Annotated in this window: 12 protein-coding genes; 8 read left to right on the forward strand and 4 right to left on the reverse strand. The window is 46.0% G+C overall.

The window, feature by feature from the left end:
• Positions 1 to 340: 340 nt before the first annotated feature.
• The 4 genes from ED312_RS02005 (at position 341) to pth (ending at position 4,053) form a co-directional block, all read left to right on the forward strand.
• Positions 341 to 1,582: an aminotransferase class V-fold PLP-dependent enzyme gene (locus ED312_RS02005; RefSeq protein ID WP_123214331.1), complete on the forward strand. Its 1,242-nt coding sequence runs from the start codon at positions 341 to 343 to the stop codon at positions 1,580 to 1,582.
• A 163-nt stretch (positions 1,583 to 1,745) separates the two neighbouring features.
• Positions 1,746 to 2,687 (forward strand): ribose-phosphate pyrophosphokinase, encoded by a 942-nt coding sequence (locus ED312_RS02010; RefSeq protein WP_123214332.1) that lies wholly within the window; start codon positions 1,746 to 1,748, stop codon positions 2,685 to 2,687.
• A 53-nt stretch (positions 2,688 to 2,740) separates the two neighbouring features.
• Positions 2,741 to 3,337: a 50S ribosomal protein L25/general stress protein Ctc gene (locus tag ED312_RS02015; protein WP_123214333.1), complete on the forward strand. Its 597-nt coding sequence runs from the start codon at positions 2,741 to 2,743 to the stop codon at positions 3,335 to 3,337.
• 80 nt (positions 3,338 to 3,417) lie between these two features.
• Positions 3,418 to 4,053: an aminoacyl-tRNA hydrolase gene (gene pth, locus ED312_RS02020; protein WP_123214334.1), complete on the forward strand. Its 636-nt coding sequence runs from the start codon at positions 3,418 to 3,420 to the stop codon at positions 4,051 to 4,053.
• Between the two features lie 36 nt (positions 4,054 to 4,089).
• On the opposite strand, the gene ED312_RS02025 is transcribed toward pth, so the two are convergent.
• The 4 genes from ED312_RS02025 to ED312_RS02040 form a co-directional block, all read right to left on the reverse strand.
• Positions 4,090 to 4,785 carry a fibronectin type III domain-containing protein gene (locus tag ED312_RS02025; protein ID WP_123214335.1) on the reverse strand — a complete coding sequence of 232 codons (696 nt, stop codon included), beginning with the start codon at positions 4,783 to 4,785 and terminating at the stop codon, positions 4,090 to 4,092.
• A 55-nt stretch (positions 4,786 to 4,840) separates the two neighbouring features.
• A complete protein-coding gene (locus tag ED312_RS02030; protein ID WP_123214336.1) occupies positions 4,841 to 8,506 on the reverse strand; it encodes a reprolysin-like metallopeptidase in 3,666 nt (1,221 codons plus the stop codon).
• 87 nt (positions 8,507 to 8,593) lie between these two features.
• Complete coding sequence (locus tag ED312_RS02035; RefSeq protein WP_123214337.1) at positions 8,594 to 9,910, reverse strand: hypothetical protein; 1,317 nt, start codon at positions 9,908 to 9,910, stop codon at positions 8,594 to 8,596.
• A 136-nt stretch (positions 9,911 to 10,046) separates the two neighbouring features.
• Positions 10,047 to 13,730 (reverse strand): reprolysin-like metallopeptidase, encoded by a 3,684-nt coding sequence (locus ED312_RS02040; protein WP_123214338.1) that lies wholly within the window; start codon positions 13,728 to 13,730, stop codon positions 10,047 to 10,049.
• A gap of 237 nt (positions 13,731 to 13,967) precedes the next feature.
• Between ED312_RS02040 and ED312_RS02045 the strand changes: the two genes are divergently transcribed.
• The 4 genes from ED312_RS02045 to ED312_RS02060 all read left to right on the forward strand — a co-directional run bounded on the left by ED312_RS02045 (position 13,968) and on the right by ED312_RS02060 (position 19,697).
• Positions 13,968 to 14,897 (forward strand): bifunctional riboflavin kinase/FAD synthetase, encoded by a 930-nt coding sequence (locus ED312_RS02045; RefSeq protein ID WP_123214441.1) that lies wholly within the window; start codon positions 13,968 to 13,970, stop codon positions 14,895 to 14,897.
• A gap of 130 nt (positions 14,898 to 15,027) precedes the next feature.
• Positions 15,028 to 16,398, forward strand: coding sequence for an HTTM domain-containing protein (locus tag ED312_RS02050; RefSeq protein WP_123214339.1), 1,371 nt, complete (start codon positions 15,028 to 15,030; stop codon positions 16,396 to 16,398).
• An 87-nt stretch (positions 16,399 to 16,485) separates the two neighbouring features.
• Complete coding sequence (gene serS, locus ED312_RS02055) at positions 16,486 to 17,763, forward strand: serine--tRNA ligase (RefSeq protein ID WP_123214340.1); 1,278 nt, start codon at positions 16,486 to 16,488, stop codon at positions 17,761 to 17,763.
• A 149-nt stretch (positions 17,764 to 17,912) separates the two neighbouring features.
• On the forward strand, positions 17,913 to 19,697 hold the full coding sequence (locus tag ED312_RS02060) for a tetratricopeptide repeat protein (RefSeq protein WP_123214341.1): 1,785 nt from the start codon (positions 17,913 to 17,915) through the stop codon (positions 19,695 to 19,697).
• Positions 19,698 to 19,699: the final 2 nt, after the last annotated feature.

Below are 19,699 nucleotides of genomic sequence, written 5' to 3' on the forward strand. Positions count from 1 at the left end.
TATACCTCGTGGGCTTGCCCCGAGGTAGTTGATTAAGCTGGGAGGAAAAGAGATAAAGAGTAAAAGCTCAGGAAATGGGTACGTATAATTCATTTGAAGATCTTGAGGTATATCAGGATACACTGACTTTTACTGTACTTACTTAATCTTTTACAGAAAATAGACTATATAGAAGAGCAGGAGTATAAAAAGCTAAAAGAATGGGTGTTGCTCATTTCAAAACAGTTAGCTAATTACATTAAATATATAAAAAGGAGAAGTCCGATGTTATTCAAATAATTCTCGTTTATATACTTTTAGTTTTTAACTTCTTAACTCTTTAACTCATTAATTTTTTGCAATGGCAACTACAATTTCACATACCACATCTTTTGACGTAGAGGGAATACGAAAAGATTTCCCCATACTGCAGCGGCAGGTGAACGGAAAACCTTTGGTGTATTTTGATAATGCTGCGACATCACAGACGCCACAGGTAGTTATAGATGCCATTGTGGATTATTATTCCCGGTACAATGCCAATATACACCGGGGCGTCCATACATTGTCGCAGGAAGCTACCGATGCCTACGAACAGGCGCGGATAAAGCTGCAAAAGCATTTTAATGCTGCAAAAGCATACGAGATGATCCTTACTTCGGGTACCACGCATGGGATCAATCTCGTGGCGAGCGGGTTTTCTTCTTTGCTGAAAGAGGGGGACGAGATTATCGTATCGGCTATGGAACACCATTCCAATATTGTTCCGTGGCAAATGTTATGTGAAAAAACAGGGGCCATACTCCGGGTTATCCCCATGAACGAAGAGGGAGAATTGGTGATGAGCGCTTATACAGCCCTGCTCTCTGAAAAGACAAGGCTGGTATTCTGTAATCATATTTCCAATGCACTGGGTACGGTAAATCCCATAGAAGAGATCATAGAAAAGGCGCATGATGTTGGCGCTGCGGTCCTGATCGACGGCGCACAGGCCTGTCCGCACATTAAACCGGATGTACAGGCCCTGGACGTAGATTTTTATGTGGCATCCGCGCATAAAATGTGCGGCCCGACGGGTGTTGGTGTGCTGTACGGAAAAGAAAAATGGTTACAGGAACTCCCGCCCTACCAGGGTGGTGGTGAAATGATCGCCGAAGTGACTTTCGAAAAGACCACTTATGCCGGTCTGCCCCATAAATTCGAAGCCGGGACACCCAATATTTGCGGAGGTATCGCTTTTGGAGCGGCAGTAGATTATCTCAACGGAATTGGTTTCGATAAGATAGAAGCTTATGAAAATGAATTACTTTCTTATGCTACCAAAGAACTTCTCAAAATAGAAGGGTTGCGTATCTACGGAACCTCCGGTCACAAAACCTCGGTCATTTCTTTTAATCTGGAAGGTATCCACCCGTACGATATAGGCACTATCGTGGATAAGCTCGGAATTGCAGTGCGGACCGGACACCATTGTGCGCAACCTGTAATGGACTATTATAAGATACCCGGCACGGTACGTGCCAGTTTTGCATTCTACAATACCAGGGAGGAAATTGATGCGTTGGTAGCCGCCGTGAAAAAGGCCGCACAAATGCTGGCATAAAAGGGTATTTGCCCCGGGCCCGGAAAGACAGGTAATGCAATGTGTTTCAGGTAAGTGAATGGGAATCAATAAAAAAGCGGATTAAAAGTGTTCATATCAAAATAATTTCTAAATTTGCACCTCGCTAACAAACAGGACAAAACTACTAAACAACACCATAATAATGTCTTATACAGTGCCTGAACCCAAGATTTTTGCCTGTGAGCAAAGCATGGTCCTCGCAGAAAAAATTGCAGAATCTTTCGGGACAGAATTAGGACGTGTAACGTTCTCTAAATACAGTGATGGTGAATTTCAGCCGTCTTTTGAAGAATCTATAAGGGGGTCAAGGATATTTATTATAGGCTCCACCCACCCCGGAACGGAAAATCTTATGGAGATGCTGTTGATGCTCGACGCAGCCAAAAGAGCTTCGGCAAGGCATATAACCGCTGTTTTACCGTATTTCGGATGGGCCAGGCAGGACAGAAAAGACAAACCGAGGGTTCCGATAGGGGCCAAACTGGTAGCGAAATTGCTGGAAACTGCCGGTGCAACCAGGATCATTACCATGGACCTGCATGCAGACCAGATACAAGGCTTTTTCGAAAAACCCGTGGATCATTTGTTTGCATCTACCATATTTTTGCCCTACCTGGAATCTCTTAAGCTGGATAACCTTACCATTGCTTCGCCCGATATGGGAGGTTCCAAAAGGGCCTATGCTTATTCCAAGTTCCTGGAAAGTGATGTGGTGATCTGCTATAAGCAGCGAAAGAAAGCCAATGTTATAGACCATATGGAACTGATAGGTGATGTGGAAGGAAAGAATGTGGTTCTGGTAGATGACATGGTAGATACGGCGGGAACCCTTACCAGGGCGGCAGACCTGATGATAGAAAAAGGCGCGGTCAGTGTGCGGGCTATTACAACACACGCTCTGCTGTCCGGTAATGCTTATGAAAGGATAGAGAATTCCAAGCTGGAGGAACTGATCGTAACCGATTCGATCCCGTTGAAGAAAGAGAGCCCGAAAGTGAAGGTGCTTACTTGTGCCAACCTTTTTGCAGATGTTATGCAAAGGGTACATCAAAACACCTCTATCAGCTCTAAATTTTTAATGTAAGCCGGTATACCGGATTGCAGGAGTAAAGAGAAATATTTTAATTTTTATATAGAATGAAGTCAATTACAATTAAAGGATCTCAAAGAGAAAGCGTGGGCAAAGCGTCGACTAAAGCCTTACGTAATGCTGAAAAGGTTCCTTGCGTACTTTACGGAGGAGATAGCCCTTTACACTTTTCGGCAGACGAACTGGCGTTTTCCAAATTGGTTTACACTCCGGATGTACATACCGTAGTGATTGACCTGGAAAACGGAGGAAAATACAATGCAATCCTGCAGGATATCCAATTTCACCCGGTAACGGACAAGATTTTGCATATCGATTTTTATCAGATGCACGATGATAAGGAAGTTACCCTGGAAATCCCGGTTAAGATCGAAGGGAATGCTCCCGGTGTTATCAAAGGTGGGGTATTGCGTCTTACGAAGCGTAAGCTTAAAGTAAAGGCACTTCCCGAGAACCTGCCGGATTATATTCCTGCAAATATTTCAGAAATGGAAATCGGTAACAAACTCTATGTTACTGCCCTTGCCAATGATAATTATAAGATATTGCACCCGGACAACACCGTAGTTTGCCAGGTGAGAATATCACGTGCTGCGATGAAAGCTGCACAGGAAGCTGCGAAAGCAGAGAAAACAGGCAAATAATTGCATACCATATTTTTGTAGAAACATCCCGGCTCTTGTCGGGATGTTTTTTATTTTTACCCGTAACAAAACAGTATGCAATGCTGTCTTTTATAAAGAAAATTTTTAAACGGGAAAAAGAACCATTCGTATCTAACGAAGACATCGCTATGAAGAAGTTTTTGATCGTAGGCCTCGGAAATATCGGGAAAGAATATGAAAATACCCGTCACAATATCGGTTTCAGGATATTGGATTATCTGGCCGAAAAAGAATCCCTTCAATTTGAAACGGCGAAGCTTGGGGACAGGTCTTTGTATAAGGTAAAGGGAAGGACTCTCGTACTTTTGAAACCGAGTACCTATATGAACCTCAGTGGCAAGGCGGTAAAGTACTGGATGGATAAGGAAAAAATACCCCTGGAGAACGTATTGATTATTACCGATGACATCAACATCCCTTTCGGAACGATCCGTTTGAAAACCAAGGGAAGTGACGGAGGGCACAATGGCCTGAAAGATATACAGGCACAACTGAATACCACGCAATACAACAGGTTTCGTTTCGGAGTCGGAGCCGAATTTACAAAAGGCAGGCAGATAGATTATGTTCTGGGAGTGTGGAATGAAGAAGAAAACAAAGCCCTTCCCGAACGGTTGGGAAAGGCTTGTGAACTTATACGATCTTTTGCCACTGCCGGAATTACCAATACCATGAATACCTTTAACGGCAAATAAGGGTAATACCTGCTTTTTGTCTGATTTTCGTCCGGGCTAATCTACCTTAAAGATAAACACTTCCGATCGGGACCGGTTGCCCTGGGAATCTTTTGTGACAACACTCCAGTAGTATACTGTTTTGGAGGTTACGGCAATACCATCGAGCTCGCTTTCTTCAAGATCGGTTGCTATCGCCGTCTCCGGGGGATTGGCGTTTCCGAAATATATGTCATACCCGGTGATATCTCCGTCTATGTCGTTACCTTCCCATTGCAGGGAAACCGTATTTCCCTTTGCCGTAATATTTTCACCGGGTTCGGGGGATATTGCCGTTGCGGGGAATGGGGCATAAGATTCCATACCGTCACCGGCATTGTAGAATTTCCAGCTTTCGCTTTCGGTGGTTTCCGGAATTTCGGTGCTGACGGAAGTTACCGTCCAGGAATAAGGCTCGCCTTTTCGTAATACAGCTTCCAGAGAGGTAGCTTCCGTGCTGTATTCCTGGCTTGTACCGTCATTCAGGTTTTGTATCCGTAAACGATAACTATCTGTGTGTTCCGATGGTTCCCATTCGAACGGGATTCTGCTCTCATTGTCATTTATAGGGACACCTGCAGTACATTCCGAGTTATTTTCGGGAAATATAAGGGTGGCCATTCCGGGTTGCGAGGGGGCGTTGTCATCATCACTGCTACAGCTTATAATCATACATGAAAATACAATGCCCAGGCCTAATGCTAATTTTTTCATTGTTCGTAGTATTGGTTAAAACTAAGAAATTTTGTCTTTTTTCACTTAAAAACAGTTATAATTTTACCATCTTAAAGGTTTTTTTGAACTGTTTTCCTTCTATTTTTATAAGGTAAACACCCGGTACAAGATCCGAGGCCTGTAATTCGAATTCACTACCCCCGTTGTTCCTGCTGTAATTTTGGGTCATTACCAGTTTTCCTGTGAGGGAGAAAACCGAGATGTGAATATCGCCTTCAATGGCATTTCCTATAAAGACCCTGGTGGTTTCACGGAAGGGGTTCGGGTAAACTACCACGTCATCCGGGGCTATGTAGATCTTTTCGTGATATTCCCCCTGGCAGTCTTTACCTGTCTTCACGGTTAATTCGTTTTCTCCGGGTTCCAGGTCGAGAGATATTTTGCCTTCGGAAGTTTGTGTTGTCATTCCGTTTAATTGTATGGTATAAAGTTCTCCTCCTCGGAGTTCCAGTTCTAGTGTACGGCTGGCCTCATTTACTGCAGACAGTACGGCCAATGCTTCCGGTTGGGAAATTGTAAGGTCGAAGCACTGTTCGTAATTCGGATAACCGTCTACGGTAATACACATCGTATAATTCCCGGCATCCAGTCCGGCAGTTTCCCAAAAGTACTGAAAAGACCCTGTTATTTCCGTGCCGTCTTCCGCGGTGATCACCGCTTGGTAGTCCGATATTTCAATAGCTTCCACGCTTATGGAGCCATCCTGATTGCCGCGACAGGTTTCACTGGTGGTTTTAAGTGCAAAATTATCTGCGGGTAAATCCGGGGAAGGTGGTTCCGAGCAGATGTCCAGCGAAAACGAATTAAGAGCGCCACCGTCTAAAGCAAAGCCGTCTTCAACGGTTAGGGTCCATGTTCCTTCTATATTTTCCCCCTGAAATACTTCAAACAGTTCCTGTGGTTGTATATTGCCGCTGACCGCCGGGGCTGTAGAGCTGCATTCCAGCGGAGAGCCGGTGTCACTGAAAGAAGCGTTTATGTCTTCACTGCCACCGCATACACCTTCCAGGATAACCACTGTAGTGCCTGATGGAGAGGTAAGGCTTACGGTGAGATCGGAAACATACGTGTGGGAAATATTCAGGCCTACAGACAGGTCCGTAAGTTGCCCGGTTCCGGTAACTTCAATGGTAGAGGTCACAGTATTGGCCGTGGTATTATCTATGATAACCGGGGTATTGTTTTCGGTCATATCGCAACTGGGAGCGGAGGTAGAGGTATGAAAGTAGAAGGTTTCACTGTATTCTCCTTCACCACAAAATCCGATGATTTTTACCCTCCAGTAGTACGTCAGGTCATATTCCAGTCCTTGCGGGCTGTAATGGGGATCTGTTACGGATGCCTCATCCAGTACGGAAGAAAAATCTTCATCGGTCGCTACCTGGACGGTGTATGACTGTATATCGGGGACCTCTTCCCATTGTAGAGTTATGCCTGTATTGACATCACTGGCATTATACGGGGCTGTAAGGGATACGGTTCCGAGTTCTCCGCTGTCATGGACTTCCACAGTTATTTCTCTTTGGTCCGTAAGATCCTCTTCCGACGTTCCGGTAATAGTAAAAGCATAGGACCCTGCAGATATACTGTCTATTCCGGAAACAATAACATTTACTTCAGTTTCGGTTTCCGTTGCTACTGCCGGTTCAAAACTGACATCTGCTCCTTCCGGGATATCAGTAGCAGAAAAAGTGACTTCTCCGGCAAATCCGGGAGAGGCCTGGTATGTAAAGGAAAATTCCAGGTCATCGGGCTTACAGGCTATGAAATCCGTATTCTCGAATGCCAGGGCAAATTCCCTGACGGCAAGGTCTCCCTTACTTACGGCAAAGAAGATATTGTCTACTGCTCTTATGACAATCCGCCCGTTATCCGTGTTCACATTATCCGGAAATGTAATCTCATGACTTCCGTTGTTTTCCACATTACTGGCAAGAGGTATGAGTTCGGAAAAATTATCGGAAGTAGCAAACAGGATATCTACGGCCTGTACATTGATATCTCCGGTATTGGTCCCGGCAACATCCCAGGTAACGGTTTGAGTGCTCCCGGAAGCAATATTTGCCGGTGCATCATGGGAAGTAACCATAAAAGGCCCTGCTTCGCCACTGACGGAGAGGGTTAAGTCGTCGCTGTTATTGGCCGCTCCCCCGGCACGATTGTCTCTTACCGTAAGCCGGAAATTAAGTTCCCTGGCAACTTCGGGGACAGTTTCCCATTGGGAGGAAGTATTACCTTCCAGTATTGTAGAGACTGCCGGGAAAAAACGTGTTTTTGACGTGGAAGGCGTAATGGACCGGAATACGGGGCCGGAAGTTGCCGTAGCACTCGGAAACGGGTTTAAAGCATCGTCCTCATCCATTTGTTCCCAGCAATAGGTAAGTTCGTCGTCGCTGTCCGCATCGGTACCTGTTCCGGTGAGTGTAAAAGGAGTCCCTTTCGGTATGGTATAATCCGGACCGGCATCGGCCGTAGGTGTATTATTCCCTGTAGGTGTGTCGGTCTGGCAGGTTGTGGTCTTTACATAATTGGTAACCTGTTCTATGCTGAAAGCATGGAAATAAGGATCACTGTGCGGTTGTATGTCCGTAGCACCGGTTATACCGGCATAGCCCATAATGGTGGAACCGCTTCCCGGTTCGAAATGAGCATCTGTGCCTTCATCCCGAATGGCAAAGGTATGGTTGGCACCAAACTGGTGTCCCATTTCGTGTGCCACAAAGTCTACATCGAAGTTATCCCCTTCTGGTATGGAATGCGAGGTGAAACCGCTGCCTTTACTGTTGTCCACACATACACAACCGATACACCCTGCATTTCCGTTATTACTCCCCTGCACAAATACATGGCCGATATCATAATTTTCTTCACCGATAACGCTGGTCAGGGTATTTTGCAGCTGGCTGTTATAGTTCCCGGTATACGGGTCGGAGTCCGGATCGGTATAGATTACTTCATCCGTATTTTCGATCAGCACCGTTGTGATGGCAAAATCATTTTCAAAAAGACCGTTTACCCTTGTCATTGTGGTGTTCATTGCAGCCAGGGCATCTTCTTTTGTACCGCCGAAATACTGGGTGTATTCACCGGTTGCGGAAAGTGCCAGCCTGTAGGTCCTCAATATACCGTCATCTGCATTCCTGCCGGCAGTTGCTCCCGTCCTGCGGATAACACCATCCCTGACGGTGCATTCGAAGCCGGACATGGCTTTTGATTTTTTCCGGTCATAGACTATATAGTCTTTTCTGTCTTCGGAATAAGGCTCTATGAATACAGATCCGTGGTCACCGGAAAGTTTCATGCTGTGCAATCCGAGGTGGGATATGCTGAACCGGATCTTTGCAGAAGGATCATCAATACCCTGTCCTGCATACGATTTTATTTCCGGATATCTGGCAGCAAGCGCAGGATGCATCACCGGGGCTTCGTAAACACGGAATTTCTCCATCTTTCCTTCGGAATCGGGAAATTCCAGAATGGTGTTCGACCTTCCCGTAGCCTGTCCCCGCAACGGGGCATTGCGCAGGGACCTTTTAAGGCTTTTTATATCCAGGGTATAGGTCTTTCCGGAAGACAGGTGTGCTTTATTGGGCAATATTTTTGATTTTCCCGCTCCGTTTGTCGGGTTCCATACGGGGTTTTGTCCGTAACCGGCAAACAGGCATAGGGCAAACGCGATAAGGAGTAATTTTTTTATCATGGATATTCGGGTTTAGGTTTATATGGTAATCAATGGGTGCATTGGTTTCATTCCCCGGAATGTTCTGCGACTTGTCCGGGGATTGAATTATCTTTTGCTGAAAGTTCCTTGTTGTATGAAAGGTATGTTTATAGCAGTTTTTTCCTTTTTTCTTCTGCTTCCGGAAGCATCCCAGGCAAAGAGAGGGCCGCTGTACTGCCCGGTTACCGTAGAGCCGTCTTCCTTGGTGATGGTATATTCAATTCGTTCCACGGTAGTTTCGGCATTATTCCATGTCTCCATTCCCGTTATATCCAATGTGATGTTCTCAAAGGATTCGTCTGCTCCGACCCATGGGTTATTGTCATAGTAAACCTGTGCATCAAAGATTTCGGGAAGGGTTCCTCCCGGATAGGTATAGGTGCCGTTTGAAGGAAATACGAGATCTCCTGTCTCAGGTTGTTCCAATGCAATGTAAATATACAGGTCATTGGGATAACCGGTTGTACCGTCACCATTATCTATTTCGAGAAAAGGATTGAATGCCCATATGGATTCCAGTCCGTTTTCTCCCTGAAAGGTCCCGAAGTATGCAAAAGTACCGGTCGGGGTTTCATAAGTGGTGTCATTCAGGACAAAGAAGTTGTCCGAAACGTTGATTTCAACAGGATCACTGGTGAATTCACCATAGGTAGCCGTTATGGTATAAGTACCTGTTTCTCCGGGTGTAAAGGAGTTGCCTTCTATTTCTTCTTCGCCGACCAGAATGGTTGCTTCGGAAGTGATATCTATATCAGCGTCGGCAAAAACAGTGAAAGTGACGGATTCGCCCAGAAGAATATCGCTTTTATCTGCTTCTACCGAAATAGAATTCGGCAGTACTTCAATCTCAATCGGAGCACTTTCCAGTCCTGCATAAGTTGCCATTGCGGAGAAAATTCCGGGCCGTTCCGGTAAGAACCTTTCTCGTTCCAGCGTATCTTCGCCTACGGTGATGACAGACTCATACGTAACGTCAACTCCTGTATCTGTTGTTACAAGAAAAGAAAATACTTCTCCGAGGCTCAATGTGGTCTGTTCCGAAGAAATTTCTATGGAAGAGGCTTTACGGTCCACCGCCACTACTTCATAATGAGAAGTGGTAATAAGGTTTTCGAAACTAGCTCTTACCCTGTATGTGCCGGTTTGGGCAGGGGTGAAAGTATTTTCTTCCAATACCGTATTGTTAATGGTTATGGTAGAGGAAGAGGTTACGTCATCTCCTTTGTTTGTTGTAACGGAGAAGGTTATGGTTTCTCCCACCTGTACCATTGTGGTATCGGCACTTACGGTTAAAGAAACATTGTCGGCGGAATCATCGTCGTTCTCACATGAACTCCAGGAAAGAATTCCCACCAATAAAATAAAGAAGTAAAAAATTCTCATAGGCGTAGATTAATGTTAAAAATATAGGATTGGGGTAACGAATATAAGAATAATTTAACATTAAATATCGCTATGAGTAATAAAAAATATTCGACAGGTGTCGAAATGAGAGTTTTTCAAAAAGAAGTATTATTTCTTATCTTTTTACAATTTTGGAGGTCTTGCGAATGTCTTTTCCCTTGATTTTTACGAGATATACGCCCGGAGGAAAGGAATGCAGTCCTAAATCGATATGTTTGCGGGCGTCGGTATGGCTCAGGGAAGTTATCAGTCTGCCCGACAGGGAATACACGGAAATATGGAGTTCGCCGGAAATATTGCTGCCGAGATAAGCACTGGCACTATCCGAAAATGGGTTCGGATAGATCACTACATCATCCGGAGCAATATAAATCTCTTCTTCGTAGACGCCCTGGCATGGCTTATCTGTTTTGATAACAATAGTGTTTTTCCCCGATCTCAGATTCAGGGCTACATTATTTTCTGTCGTTTCCATTCGTGTTCCGTTAAGTTCAACGGTATATAATGCTCCTCCGTCCAGCCGCAGGTTAACAGTATTGCCGGTCGCACTGACCTCGGAATAAACGGAGAGGTCACCTGAGGGTGCTACGGCTACATCAAAGCACTGCATGTACACCGGGTTATCTTCTATGGTAAAACACAACTGATAGCTGCCGGGGCTCAGGTTAGTTGCCTGCCAGCTATCCGTAAAACTCTCTGTGATGTCCGTATTGTTTCCGCTGAATTTCACCTGGTAGTTCAGGGCAATTTCCGCCTGTACGTCTATAATACCGTCTTTGGTATCTTTACAGGATTCGTCCGTAATTTTTACCCTAAAATTATCCGCTGCGGGGGAAGAGCACCTGGTAATGCCGAAGGAATTGATTGTGCCCCCGTCCTCAGCATAAGAGTCCTCAACCGTAAGCGTCCAGGTACCTTGCATGGATTCTCCCCGGAACAGGGTAAGAGGTTCCACAGGTCTTACGGTGCCGCTCACAGCCGGATTGTTATTACAGGTTACGGATTCGCCTGTGGTGCTGAATACGGCATTTATATTTTGTGCTTCGTCACAGATACCGGAAAGGATACGTACGGTAGTTCCCGCGGGGGAAGTAAGGCTTACGGTGAGGTCGGATATATAAGTGTGGGTTATGTCAAGTGACAGGGAAATCCCGCCTGTAATGATATCATCATCCGTAATGGCCAGGGAGGATGTTACTGTTGAAGCCCGGTTTGCCGGAATGTCCACGGGTTCACCGCTAACATAGGTCTTGCATTGCGTTTCGAGGGTCCGGAAAGAGAAAGCATTACTGTATTCACCTTCACCACAGGGATTTTTGGGTTTTACTCTCCAGTAATAGGTGTGGTCGTTTTCCAGGGTTTCGGGTTCGAAGTAAGGAAATGCTACCGATGCGGTTTCCAGTATCGTGGAGAAATCGCTTTGCCCGGATAATTGGATATCATAGGCTTCGGCATTGGGAGATTCTTCCCATTCGAGAGTAATTCCGAAGGAAGGGCGAAGTTCTTCCGCACCGTTTGCCGGAGCCGAAAGTACCACATTTTCAAAATCCTGGTCATACACTTCCAGTAACAAAGGGATATCCAGGGTTTGTCCCCCGGATGTTCCCTCAGCCTTGACAGCATATTCTCCTGTAGCGGAGATCCCCGTTATTTTAATTTCTACCGTGGTGCCGTCTGCAGTTGCCGAAGCGGGCGTAAATGTGGCATTAAGGCCTGCCGGGACTTCGGCAGTAAACACCGTTTCATGATTAAACCCTTCGTATGTACGATATACGAAATTATAAACAGCCTCATCGGGGAGACATATTTTTTCGGAGAGACTTTCGAAGTCGAGCATAAAACCGGAGGGCTCTATGGTAAGGTCTGCTGTATTGACGGAAAAGAAGATGTTTCCCTGTGGTTTTACCATGATCCTGGCCTGAGAAGTGCTGATCCCCCCGGGAACAATTACAGTGGCCGATCCGTTGTTCGGTACACCGGAAGCGAGTATAACGGGATCTTTAAAACTATTATCCGCAGAAAGCAGGATATCTACCAGTTCGGCGGAGACGGCACCTGTGTGGGTTCCTGCGACATCCCAGGTCACGGTTTCCGTATTCCCGCCGGTCATGGTTTTTGTATTTTGGTGAGATGTTATAATAAATGGGCCGGCATCATTATTTACGGTAATATGTACATCGTCCCTTGCCGTTTGTCCTCCCGCGGGATTATTGTCCCGTACCAGAAAGGAGAAATTCAGTTCCCGCTGAACGGATGGGAGTACTTCCCATGTGTTTGCCAATTCTCCCGAAAGAATATCGTTCAACCGGGGGAAATACCGGATCGGCTCTCCGTTAGGGCTATAAGAACGAAATACGGGGCCGCCTGCGGAAGACGCCTCCGGGTAACCTTCATAGATCTGGTTATCCGTCTGTTCCCAGTTATAAGAGAGCGCGTCCCCATCCGGATCGGAAGCGGTACCGGAGAGCATAAAGGGAGTCCCGGCAGGAATAACATAATCTGCACCTGCATCTGCCGAAGGTGCCCGATTGCCGGTATTTTCCAATGTGGCACAGGTACTGTTCCCTTCCGTGATATTTTCCCAGATCTGGGCAATACTGACCGCGTGAAAATAAGGATCGCTGTTATTTTGTACATTGGGGGGGCATATACCGGCATATGCCATAATGGTAGAACCGCTCCCCGGTTCTACGGCAGTCCCGTTGCTTCTTTCACCGCCGCAATTATTGTTAAAGGTATGGGTAGCCCCGAACTGATGCCCCATTTCATGAGCGACATAATCTATCGTAAAAGGGTCGCCTACCGGGGAAGATGTTCCGGTAACCCCCATTGCTTTCGAAGCCGTACAGGGGGAGTTAAGCTGTGCGATTCCACCGGCTCCCGTACTGAAAACATGGCCTATGTCGTAATTTCCGGTGCCTATAAGATTATCTATAACAGGCTGTATCTCATCGATAAGGGTCCTTCCTGCGTTATTGGTCATTCCGTCCGTATCCGGATCGAGAAAGATAAGTTCGTCATTGTTGTCGATAAGCTGCATGGTGAGCGACAAGTCCCTTTCGTAAATGCCATTGACACGGGTCATAATAGTGTTCATGGCAGAAAGTACGGCTGCCTTTTTTTGCGCATTGGTTCCGTTGTTTACCCCGGCAGCATTGATATGGTACTGTGCAAATTCCCCGGTGCACGCCAGAGCAAGGCGAAAAGTTCTCATTTGCCCGTCATCCGGTCCTCTTTGTGTGATAGAACTCTTTAGTCCCATAACCCTGGCTTCTTCTTTTGCCATACATTCGAATTCCCGTGCATACGGAGAAAAAGATTGCCGGGACGCCAGGAAATAAATGTCTTTGTTTTGGTCGTCCGGATTGATGTAATAAGTACCCGCTTTGTCATGGATTACGCCGTGGAACCCGAAATCATCCATGCTGAAGCGTATTTCCGTTTGCGGGTTGGCCATCGATCTTCCGGAATATGACCTGATGCCGGGGTATTTTTGAGAGAGTTTTTCGGGGAGAAACCGGATTTCTGTTACTTCAAAATCTTCTATGGCACCATCTTTAACCGGGAAGGAAACTATTTTTTTGCCTTTGCCCTGTAATGTGGTGCGCATTCCGGGGGTTGTGCCCAGGTTTTTTTGAAGAGTATTTAGTTCCAGACGGTAGCCATCTGCCTTCTGTCCTGATCGGAGGATGGAAGCAGGCTGGTGGTCGAGAGATACTTTTTTCCAGGGATTTTGCTGTGCAGTTACGGACAGGGAGAGAAAAAGTAAGAGTATAAAAGAAAGTAGGATTCTTTTCATAGGCCCATTATATAATCGTAAATGTAAATAATAATTTGCAATTAATGCCGTGAAAAAGCGAAGCTTCGCTCCCCGGGCTCCGCGATTTTACCTTTCGATCCCATAAAGCCGATACCAGGAAATTTCCATAGAAAAGATGGATGATGTATGGTTAGCAATCCCTTTTTATACACGTGAATATAGAATTTAGACAATTAAAATTTGTTACTTTGTAGTGTTGGATAAAAATCTTTGTTCGTGATTATTAAAAAAACACTCTCAGACGATAGTGAAGCCGGCTTTTCTGTAGTAACAATAGGTACTTTTGACGGAGTCCATGTAGGGCACAGAAAAATATTAGACAAGCTTATTTCGAGTGCGCAGGCCAATAATTTAAAATCTACCATTTTTACTTTTTTCCCCCATCCGCGGATGGTTCTGCAGCAGGATGCGGATATCAAACTGATAAACACCCTGGATGAAAAAATATCCATACTGGAAAAGAGTGGTCTCGATCAGCTTATTATATACCCCTTTACCCGGGAATTTTCCCGTCTTACAGCGATGGAGTTCGTAAAAGGTATTATAGTGGAAAAACTCCGTGCCAAAAAAGTGATCATAGGTTATGACCATCGTTTTGGCAGAAACCGCACGGCAACGATAAAGGACCTCGTGAAATTCGGGGAAACATATGATTTTGAAGTGGAAGAGATCGGAGTGGAAGAAGTTGATGAGGTTTCCGTAAGCTCCACTAAAATACGGAAGGCATTGCATGAAGGGGACATGGAAACCGCCAATTTATACCTGGGTTATGATTTTATGCTTACCGGTGAAATCGTAAAGGGTAAAGGACTCGGAAGACAGATCAATTTCCCGACGGCCAATTTGCGGATTGCGGAAAAATATAAACTCATTCCCCGGAACGGAGTTTATGTGGTGAAGAGCAGGATAGCCGGAAGAACTGTATATGGAATGATGAACATCGGTTTTAATCCCACAGTAAACGGCACTACACAATCTATAGAAATACACTTTTTTGATTTCGACCGGGATATTTACGGAGAAAAGATACAGGTAGATATGCTGAAAAGATTGCGGGATGAGGTTCGTTTCGAGTCGGTGGAAGTCCTGTCGGCCCAGCTGGACAGAGACAAGGAAAAAGCCCTTGATTATATTGGAAAACTATAAGGAACTTTTAATTTTATAACCTGGAACACCCCCTTGCCCCCCTCAAGGGGGAGTTCATCTTTTTCAAAAGACGTTACAGTTCCCCCTTGAGGGGGGCAGGGGGGGTGAAACCTGATACCCATACATATCCATGACTGCCTTCCTGTTCAAACGCATAGATAATGCACCGCTTATCGTTTTCCGGGTTCTTTTCGGACTGCTGATTTTCCTGGAATCCGTAGGGGCCATATTTACCGGGTGGATAAAAAGGACACTGATACAACCGGAATTCACCTTTAATTTTATCGGTTTCGACTGGCTGCAGCCGCTTCCCGGTAACTGGATGTACGTCTACTATGCCGTGATGGGGGTTTTCGGGCTGTTTGTTATGATAGGGTTTAAATACCGCTGGAGTATGGCAGCCTTCACGCTGATGTGGACGGCGACATACCTGATGCAGAAGGCATCCTACAATAACCATTATTACCTGCTTATTCTCATATGCCTGCTCATGCTGGTGCTGCCGGCAAACCGTTACCTTTCCGTAGATGCGAAACAAAATGAGAATATCCGGGATATTTCCATGCCCGGGTGGTGTTCGGTTATCATTATCCTGCAGGTTGGCATTGTATATACCTTTGCTTCCGTCGCAAAGCTGTACCCGGACTGGCTGAATTATACGGTGGTGGAAAACCTGATGCTTGGCAGAAAAAATTATCCTGTGGTCGGCGGATTTTTGCAACAGCACTGGGTACATGTATTTATCACCTGGGCGGGTATACTTTTTGATGGTCTGGTGGTACCGTTACTGCTGTGGAAACCCACCAGGAAAATTGCTTTTCTGGCGTCGGTTGTTTTTCATCTTTTTAATTCCTTTGTCTTTCAGATCGGTATATTCCCATATATGTCTCTCGGGTTTACCCTCTTTTTCTTTGAGCCCCGGACCGTACGGAACATTTTTCTGAAAAGAAAACCGCTTTATACCGCCGGAGAAGTGAAGGTGCCTGGGTATAAGAACCTTATTTTATGGGTGGGAGCGGTCTATTTCCTGATCCAGCTTGCCCTTCCGTTACGCCATTGGTTTATTCCCGGCGACGTGCTCTGGACGGAAGAGGCACACCGTATGAGTTGGCGGATGATGCTGCGGAGCAAAGGTGGCTATATCCACTTTAAAGTAGTGGATAAGCAAAACGGGAAGGCGGAACTGGTATACCCGAAAGATCGTCTTTCCCCTAAACAGCGGAGAATTGTGGCTACCAAACCGGATGTAATATGGCAATTTGCACAGCGGCTAAAAAAAGAATATGCTGCAGAAGGGAAAGACGTTGCTGTTTACGCCATAGGTAAGGTGAGTGTTAACCGCCGGCCTTCTCATACCTTTATAGACCCTGAAACGGACCTTGCTGCCGAGAAGTGGGACCCCTATCGGCACAGTACCTGGATATTGCCCGAACCGGAGAGGAAAACACAATTGTCATCACCGGATGAGGAGAAAGGGAATTCGCAGGAAAATAAGCCCTGAAATTGACTGAAATCTTCTTAAATTTGTCGCTCGGCCGGAAAAAAGGGCGGACAGGATTTTTTCAACATAAAAATTACCTATTTAACAATGCTGCAATTACAATTTATTAGAGAAAACAAGGACCGGGTGATCCGCGGACTTGAAAAACGGAACCTGGGCAAGGAAGCCGAAGAGCTGGTAAACGAGGCGCTACGGCTGGATGAAGAACGCAGGGGAGCTCAGGCTGCATTAGACAATACCCTTGCAGAGTCTAATAAATTGTCGAAGGAGATAGGTAGCCTGTTTAAAAGCGGAGAGCATCAGAAAGCGAATGTGCTTAAAGAAAAGACCGCGGCACTCAAAACCGAATCCAAGGAGCTGAATGAAAAGCTGAATGAAACAGTTGCAGCCCTTAACGAGGTGTTGTACCGCATACCGAACATCCCCCATGAGAGTGTTCCTCCGGGAACTTCGGATGAGGATAACATAGAAGTGTTCCGCCTCGGGGATATACCGCAACTGGAAGAGGGCGCCCTGCCGCATTGGGAGCTGGCCAAAAAATATGACCTTATCGATTTTGACCTCGGGAGTAAGATCACCGGGGCCGGGTTTCCTGTCTATAAAGGCAAGGGAGCCAGGTTACAAAGGGCATTGATAAGCTATTTCCTGGATAAGAACCGCGAAGCGGGATATTTTGAGTATTTCCTGCCCTATTTCGTCAATGAAGCTTCCGGTTACGGAACCGGGCAGTTACCGGATAAAGAAGGACAGATGTACCACATAGAAAAAGATGATCTCTATGTGATCCCTACCGGGGAAGTGCCCATGATCAACTGTTACCGCGATACTATCGTACAGGAAGACGAACTCCCGGTAAAAGCCACGACGCACACACCCTGTTTCCGTAGAGAAGCGGGATCTTACGGTGCTCATGTAAGAGGGTTGAACCGTTTACACCAGTTCGAAAAAGTAGAGATCATACAGATTACCCGTCCGGAAGATTCTTATAAGGCCCTGGACGAAATGGTAGAACACGTAAAAGGTATACTGAAAGAATTGCAACTCCCCTATCGTATCCTCCAGCTTTGCGGTGGGGACCTGGGATTCACTGCCGCCATAACCTTCGACTTTGAAGTATTTTCAACGGCGCAGGACCGATGGCTGGAAATCAGTTCGGTTTCCAATTGCGAAGACTACCAGAGCAACAGGCTGAAACTGCGTTTTAAGAACAAAGAAGGAAAAATGACCCTTTGTCATGCCCTCAATGGCAGCTCGCTGGCCATTCCCCGGGTGCTTGCAGGTATCCTGGAAAATTACCAGGATAAAGACGGTATAAGGATACCGGATGTTCTGGTACCTTACACCGGGTTTGACAGAATTTCGTAACTTGGGTGAGCAAAGGGAATACCCGGAAGGGAATTACGCTTCATTTTGTGTAAAACGGATACGGTATTTGCTTGAAAACGATATTTATAACTCCACCCGGGATGATGGAAAGCCCCGGGTGATCCCTGTCCTTACAAACCTGTAAATCCATGAAAGCAATCAGTTTTTGCATATGTGTTTTGTTTGCTTTTCAGCTTTTTTCCCAGGAAGATATACTTGCCAGGCAATATTTTGACAGGGGGGAATTTGAAAAAGCACTTACCCTGTATGAGAAACTGTATAAAGAAAACCCCAGGACCAATCAGTTACAGCTCCTGGTGGCGTGTTATCAGCAACTTGAAAGATACGATGAGGCCGAAGCCGTTTTGCTCCGGCAGCTGGAAAAGAGTAATGCCTCGCCGACCTACTTTGTAGAACTCGGGTACAATTATGCCCTGGCCGGAAAAAAAGGAAAGGCCGGGGAATATTATGACAAGGCCTTTAAGGCGGTTGAGGACCGCCCCGCTTATACCTATACTGTGGGACGGAACTTCCAGGAGAAGAACCTGCTGGATGAAGCTATTGCTGTTTATGAAAGAGGCAAGGAACTGGATCCCCGGCTGAACGTGGACTACCAGGTAGCACAGATATACGGGGAAAAAGGAAATATGGAGAAGATGTACAGCAGCCTTCTTGACCTTATTGCTTCCCGGCAGAATATGAACCTGTCGCATGTGCAGCGGATTATTTCGCAGTTTATTACCGATGATGCTTCCCATCCGAACAATCAGTTATTGCGGAAACTGATCCTTAAAAGGGCACAGGCCTCTCCCGATATTTTGTGGAACGAATTACTGAGCTGGCTGTTCATCCGCCAAAGACAGTACGCTTCGGCCTTTACCCAGGAGAAAGCCATTTTTAAACGAGCCGAAACCGTTAGTCTGCAGCCTGTCATTGACCTGGGGATTATGGCCATGAATGACGGGGACAATGATACGGCAACCGCAATATTCGAATTTATAATAGAAAATACGGGGACAGCTTCCGTACAGTTAGAGGCCCATCTTAATATACTGCGGATGCAGATTGAAAAAGGCGATGCATCTGTCTATGATGATATAGAAGACAGGTTCCGGGCCTTGCTGGAGGAATACGGGCTTAATAGCAGTACGCTGCAGGTACAGGTAGCTTATGCCAGGTTCCGGGCCTTCCAGATGGAAGATATGGCTAAGGCCGAAGAACTACTGAAGCGAATACTGGACGAGATCCCGCTGAATGCCCTGGAAGAGGCCAGGGTGAAAATGGCTTACGCGGATGTGCTGGTATATTCGGAAAAATTTAATCGTGCCCTTATCTATTATTCGCAGGTGCAGAAGATGGTAAAAAATGATGTAATAGCCCAGGAAGCCCGCTTCAAGGTGGCCCAGACCAGTTTTTACAAAGGAGATTTTGACTGGGCACTCACACAGTTAAAGGTTTTGCGGGAATCCGGGTCGCAGCTTATTGCCAATGATGCCATGCAGCTCAGTCTGCTTATCTCGGATAATATCCTTGGGGATTCCACAAATACTGCCCTGAAAACCTACGCCCGTGCCGATCTGTATGCGTACCAGAATAAAACGGGTAAAGCCATAGCACTGCTCGATTCGGTGCTTGCCAACCACCGGGGGGAAAGTATCGAAGATGAAGCGCTGTTCCGGCAGGCGGAACTTTTTGAAAAAGGGCATCAGTATAAAAAGGCAGAGTACAATTATCTGAGGATCATTGAGTTTTATCCGTATGACATCTGGATGGACGACGCCCTTTTTGCTCTGGGGCAGTTATACGAATATCGCCTGGAAGAACCGGAAAAAGCCATTCCGTATTACGAAAAGATCATCTTTGAGCATGAAGACAGCATTTACTTTGTCGAATCGAGGAAAGCGTTCCGGAAGTTGAGGGGAGACGGTACCTGAAA

This window comes from Sinomicrobium pectinilyticum, from assembly GCF_003725735.1.
GTDB classification, from domain to species: domain Bacteria; phylum Bacteroidota; class Bacteroidia; order Flavobacteriales; family Flavobacteriaceae; genus Sinomicrobium; species Sinomicrobium pectinilyticum.

What these genes read in the sequence shown, in the direction of transcription:
- ED312_RS02005 (WP_123214331.1), top strand. Translation starts at nt 341, where the DNA reads ATGGCAACTACAATTTCACATACCACATCTTTTGACGTAGAGGGAATA.
- ED312_RS02010 (WP_123214332.1), top strand. Translation starts at nt 1,746, where the DNA reads ATGTCTTATACAGTGCCTGAACCCAAGATTTTTGCCTGTGAGCAAAGC.
- ED312_RS02015 (WP_123214333.1), top strand. Translation starts at nt 2,741, where the DNA reads ATGAAGTCAATTACAATTAAAGGATCTCAAAGAGAAAGCGTGGGCAAA.
- pth (WP_123214334.1), top strand. Translation starts at nt 3,418, where the DNA reads ATGCTGTCTTTTATAAAGAAAATTTTTAAACGGGAAAAAGAACCATTC.
- ED312_RS02025 (WP_123214335.1), bottom strand. Translation starts at nt 4,785, where the DNA reads ATGAAAAAATTAGCATTAGGCCTGGGCATTGTATTTTCATGTATGATT.
- ED312_RS02030 (WP_123214336.1), bottom strand. Translation starts at nt 8,506, where the DNA reads ATGATAAAAAAATTACTCCTTATCGCGTTTGCCCTATGCCTGTTTGCC.
- ED312_RS02035 (WP_123214337.1), bottom strand. Translation starts at nt 9,910, where the DNA reads ATGAGAATTTTTTACTTCTTTATTTTATTGGTGGGAATTCTTTCCTGG.
- ED312_RS02040 (WP_123214338.1), bottom strand. Translation starts at nt 13,730, where the DNA reads ATGAAAAGAATCCTACTTTCTTTTATACTCTTACTTTTTCTCTCCCTG.
- ED312_RS02050 (WP_123214339.1), top strand. Translation starts at nt 15,028, where the DNA reads ATGACTGCCTTCCTGTTCAAACGCATAGATAATGCACCGCTTATCGTT.
- serS (WP_123214340.1), top strand. Translation starts at nt 16,486, where the DNA reads ATGCTGCAATTACAATTTATTAGAGAAAACAAGGACCGGGTGATCCGC.
- ED312_RS02060 (WP_123214341.1), top strand. Translation starts at nt 17,913, where the DNA reads ATGAAAGCAATCAGTTTTTGCATATGTGTTTTGTTTGCTTTTCAGCTT.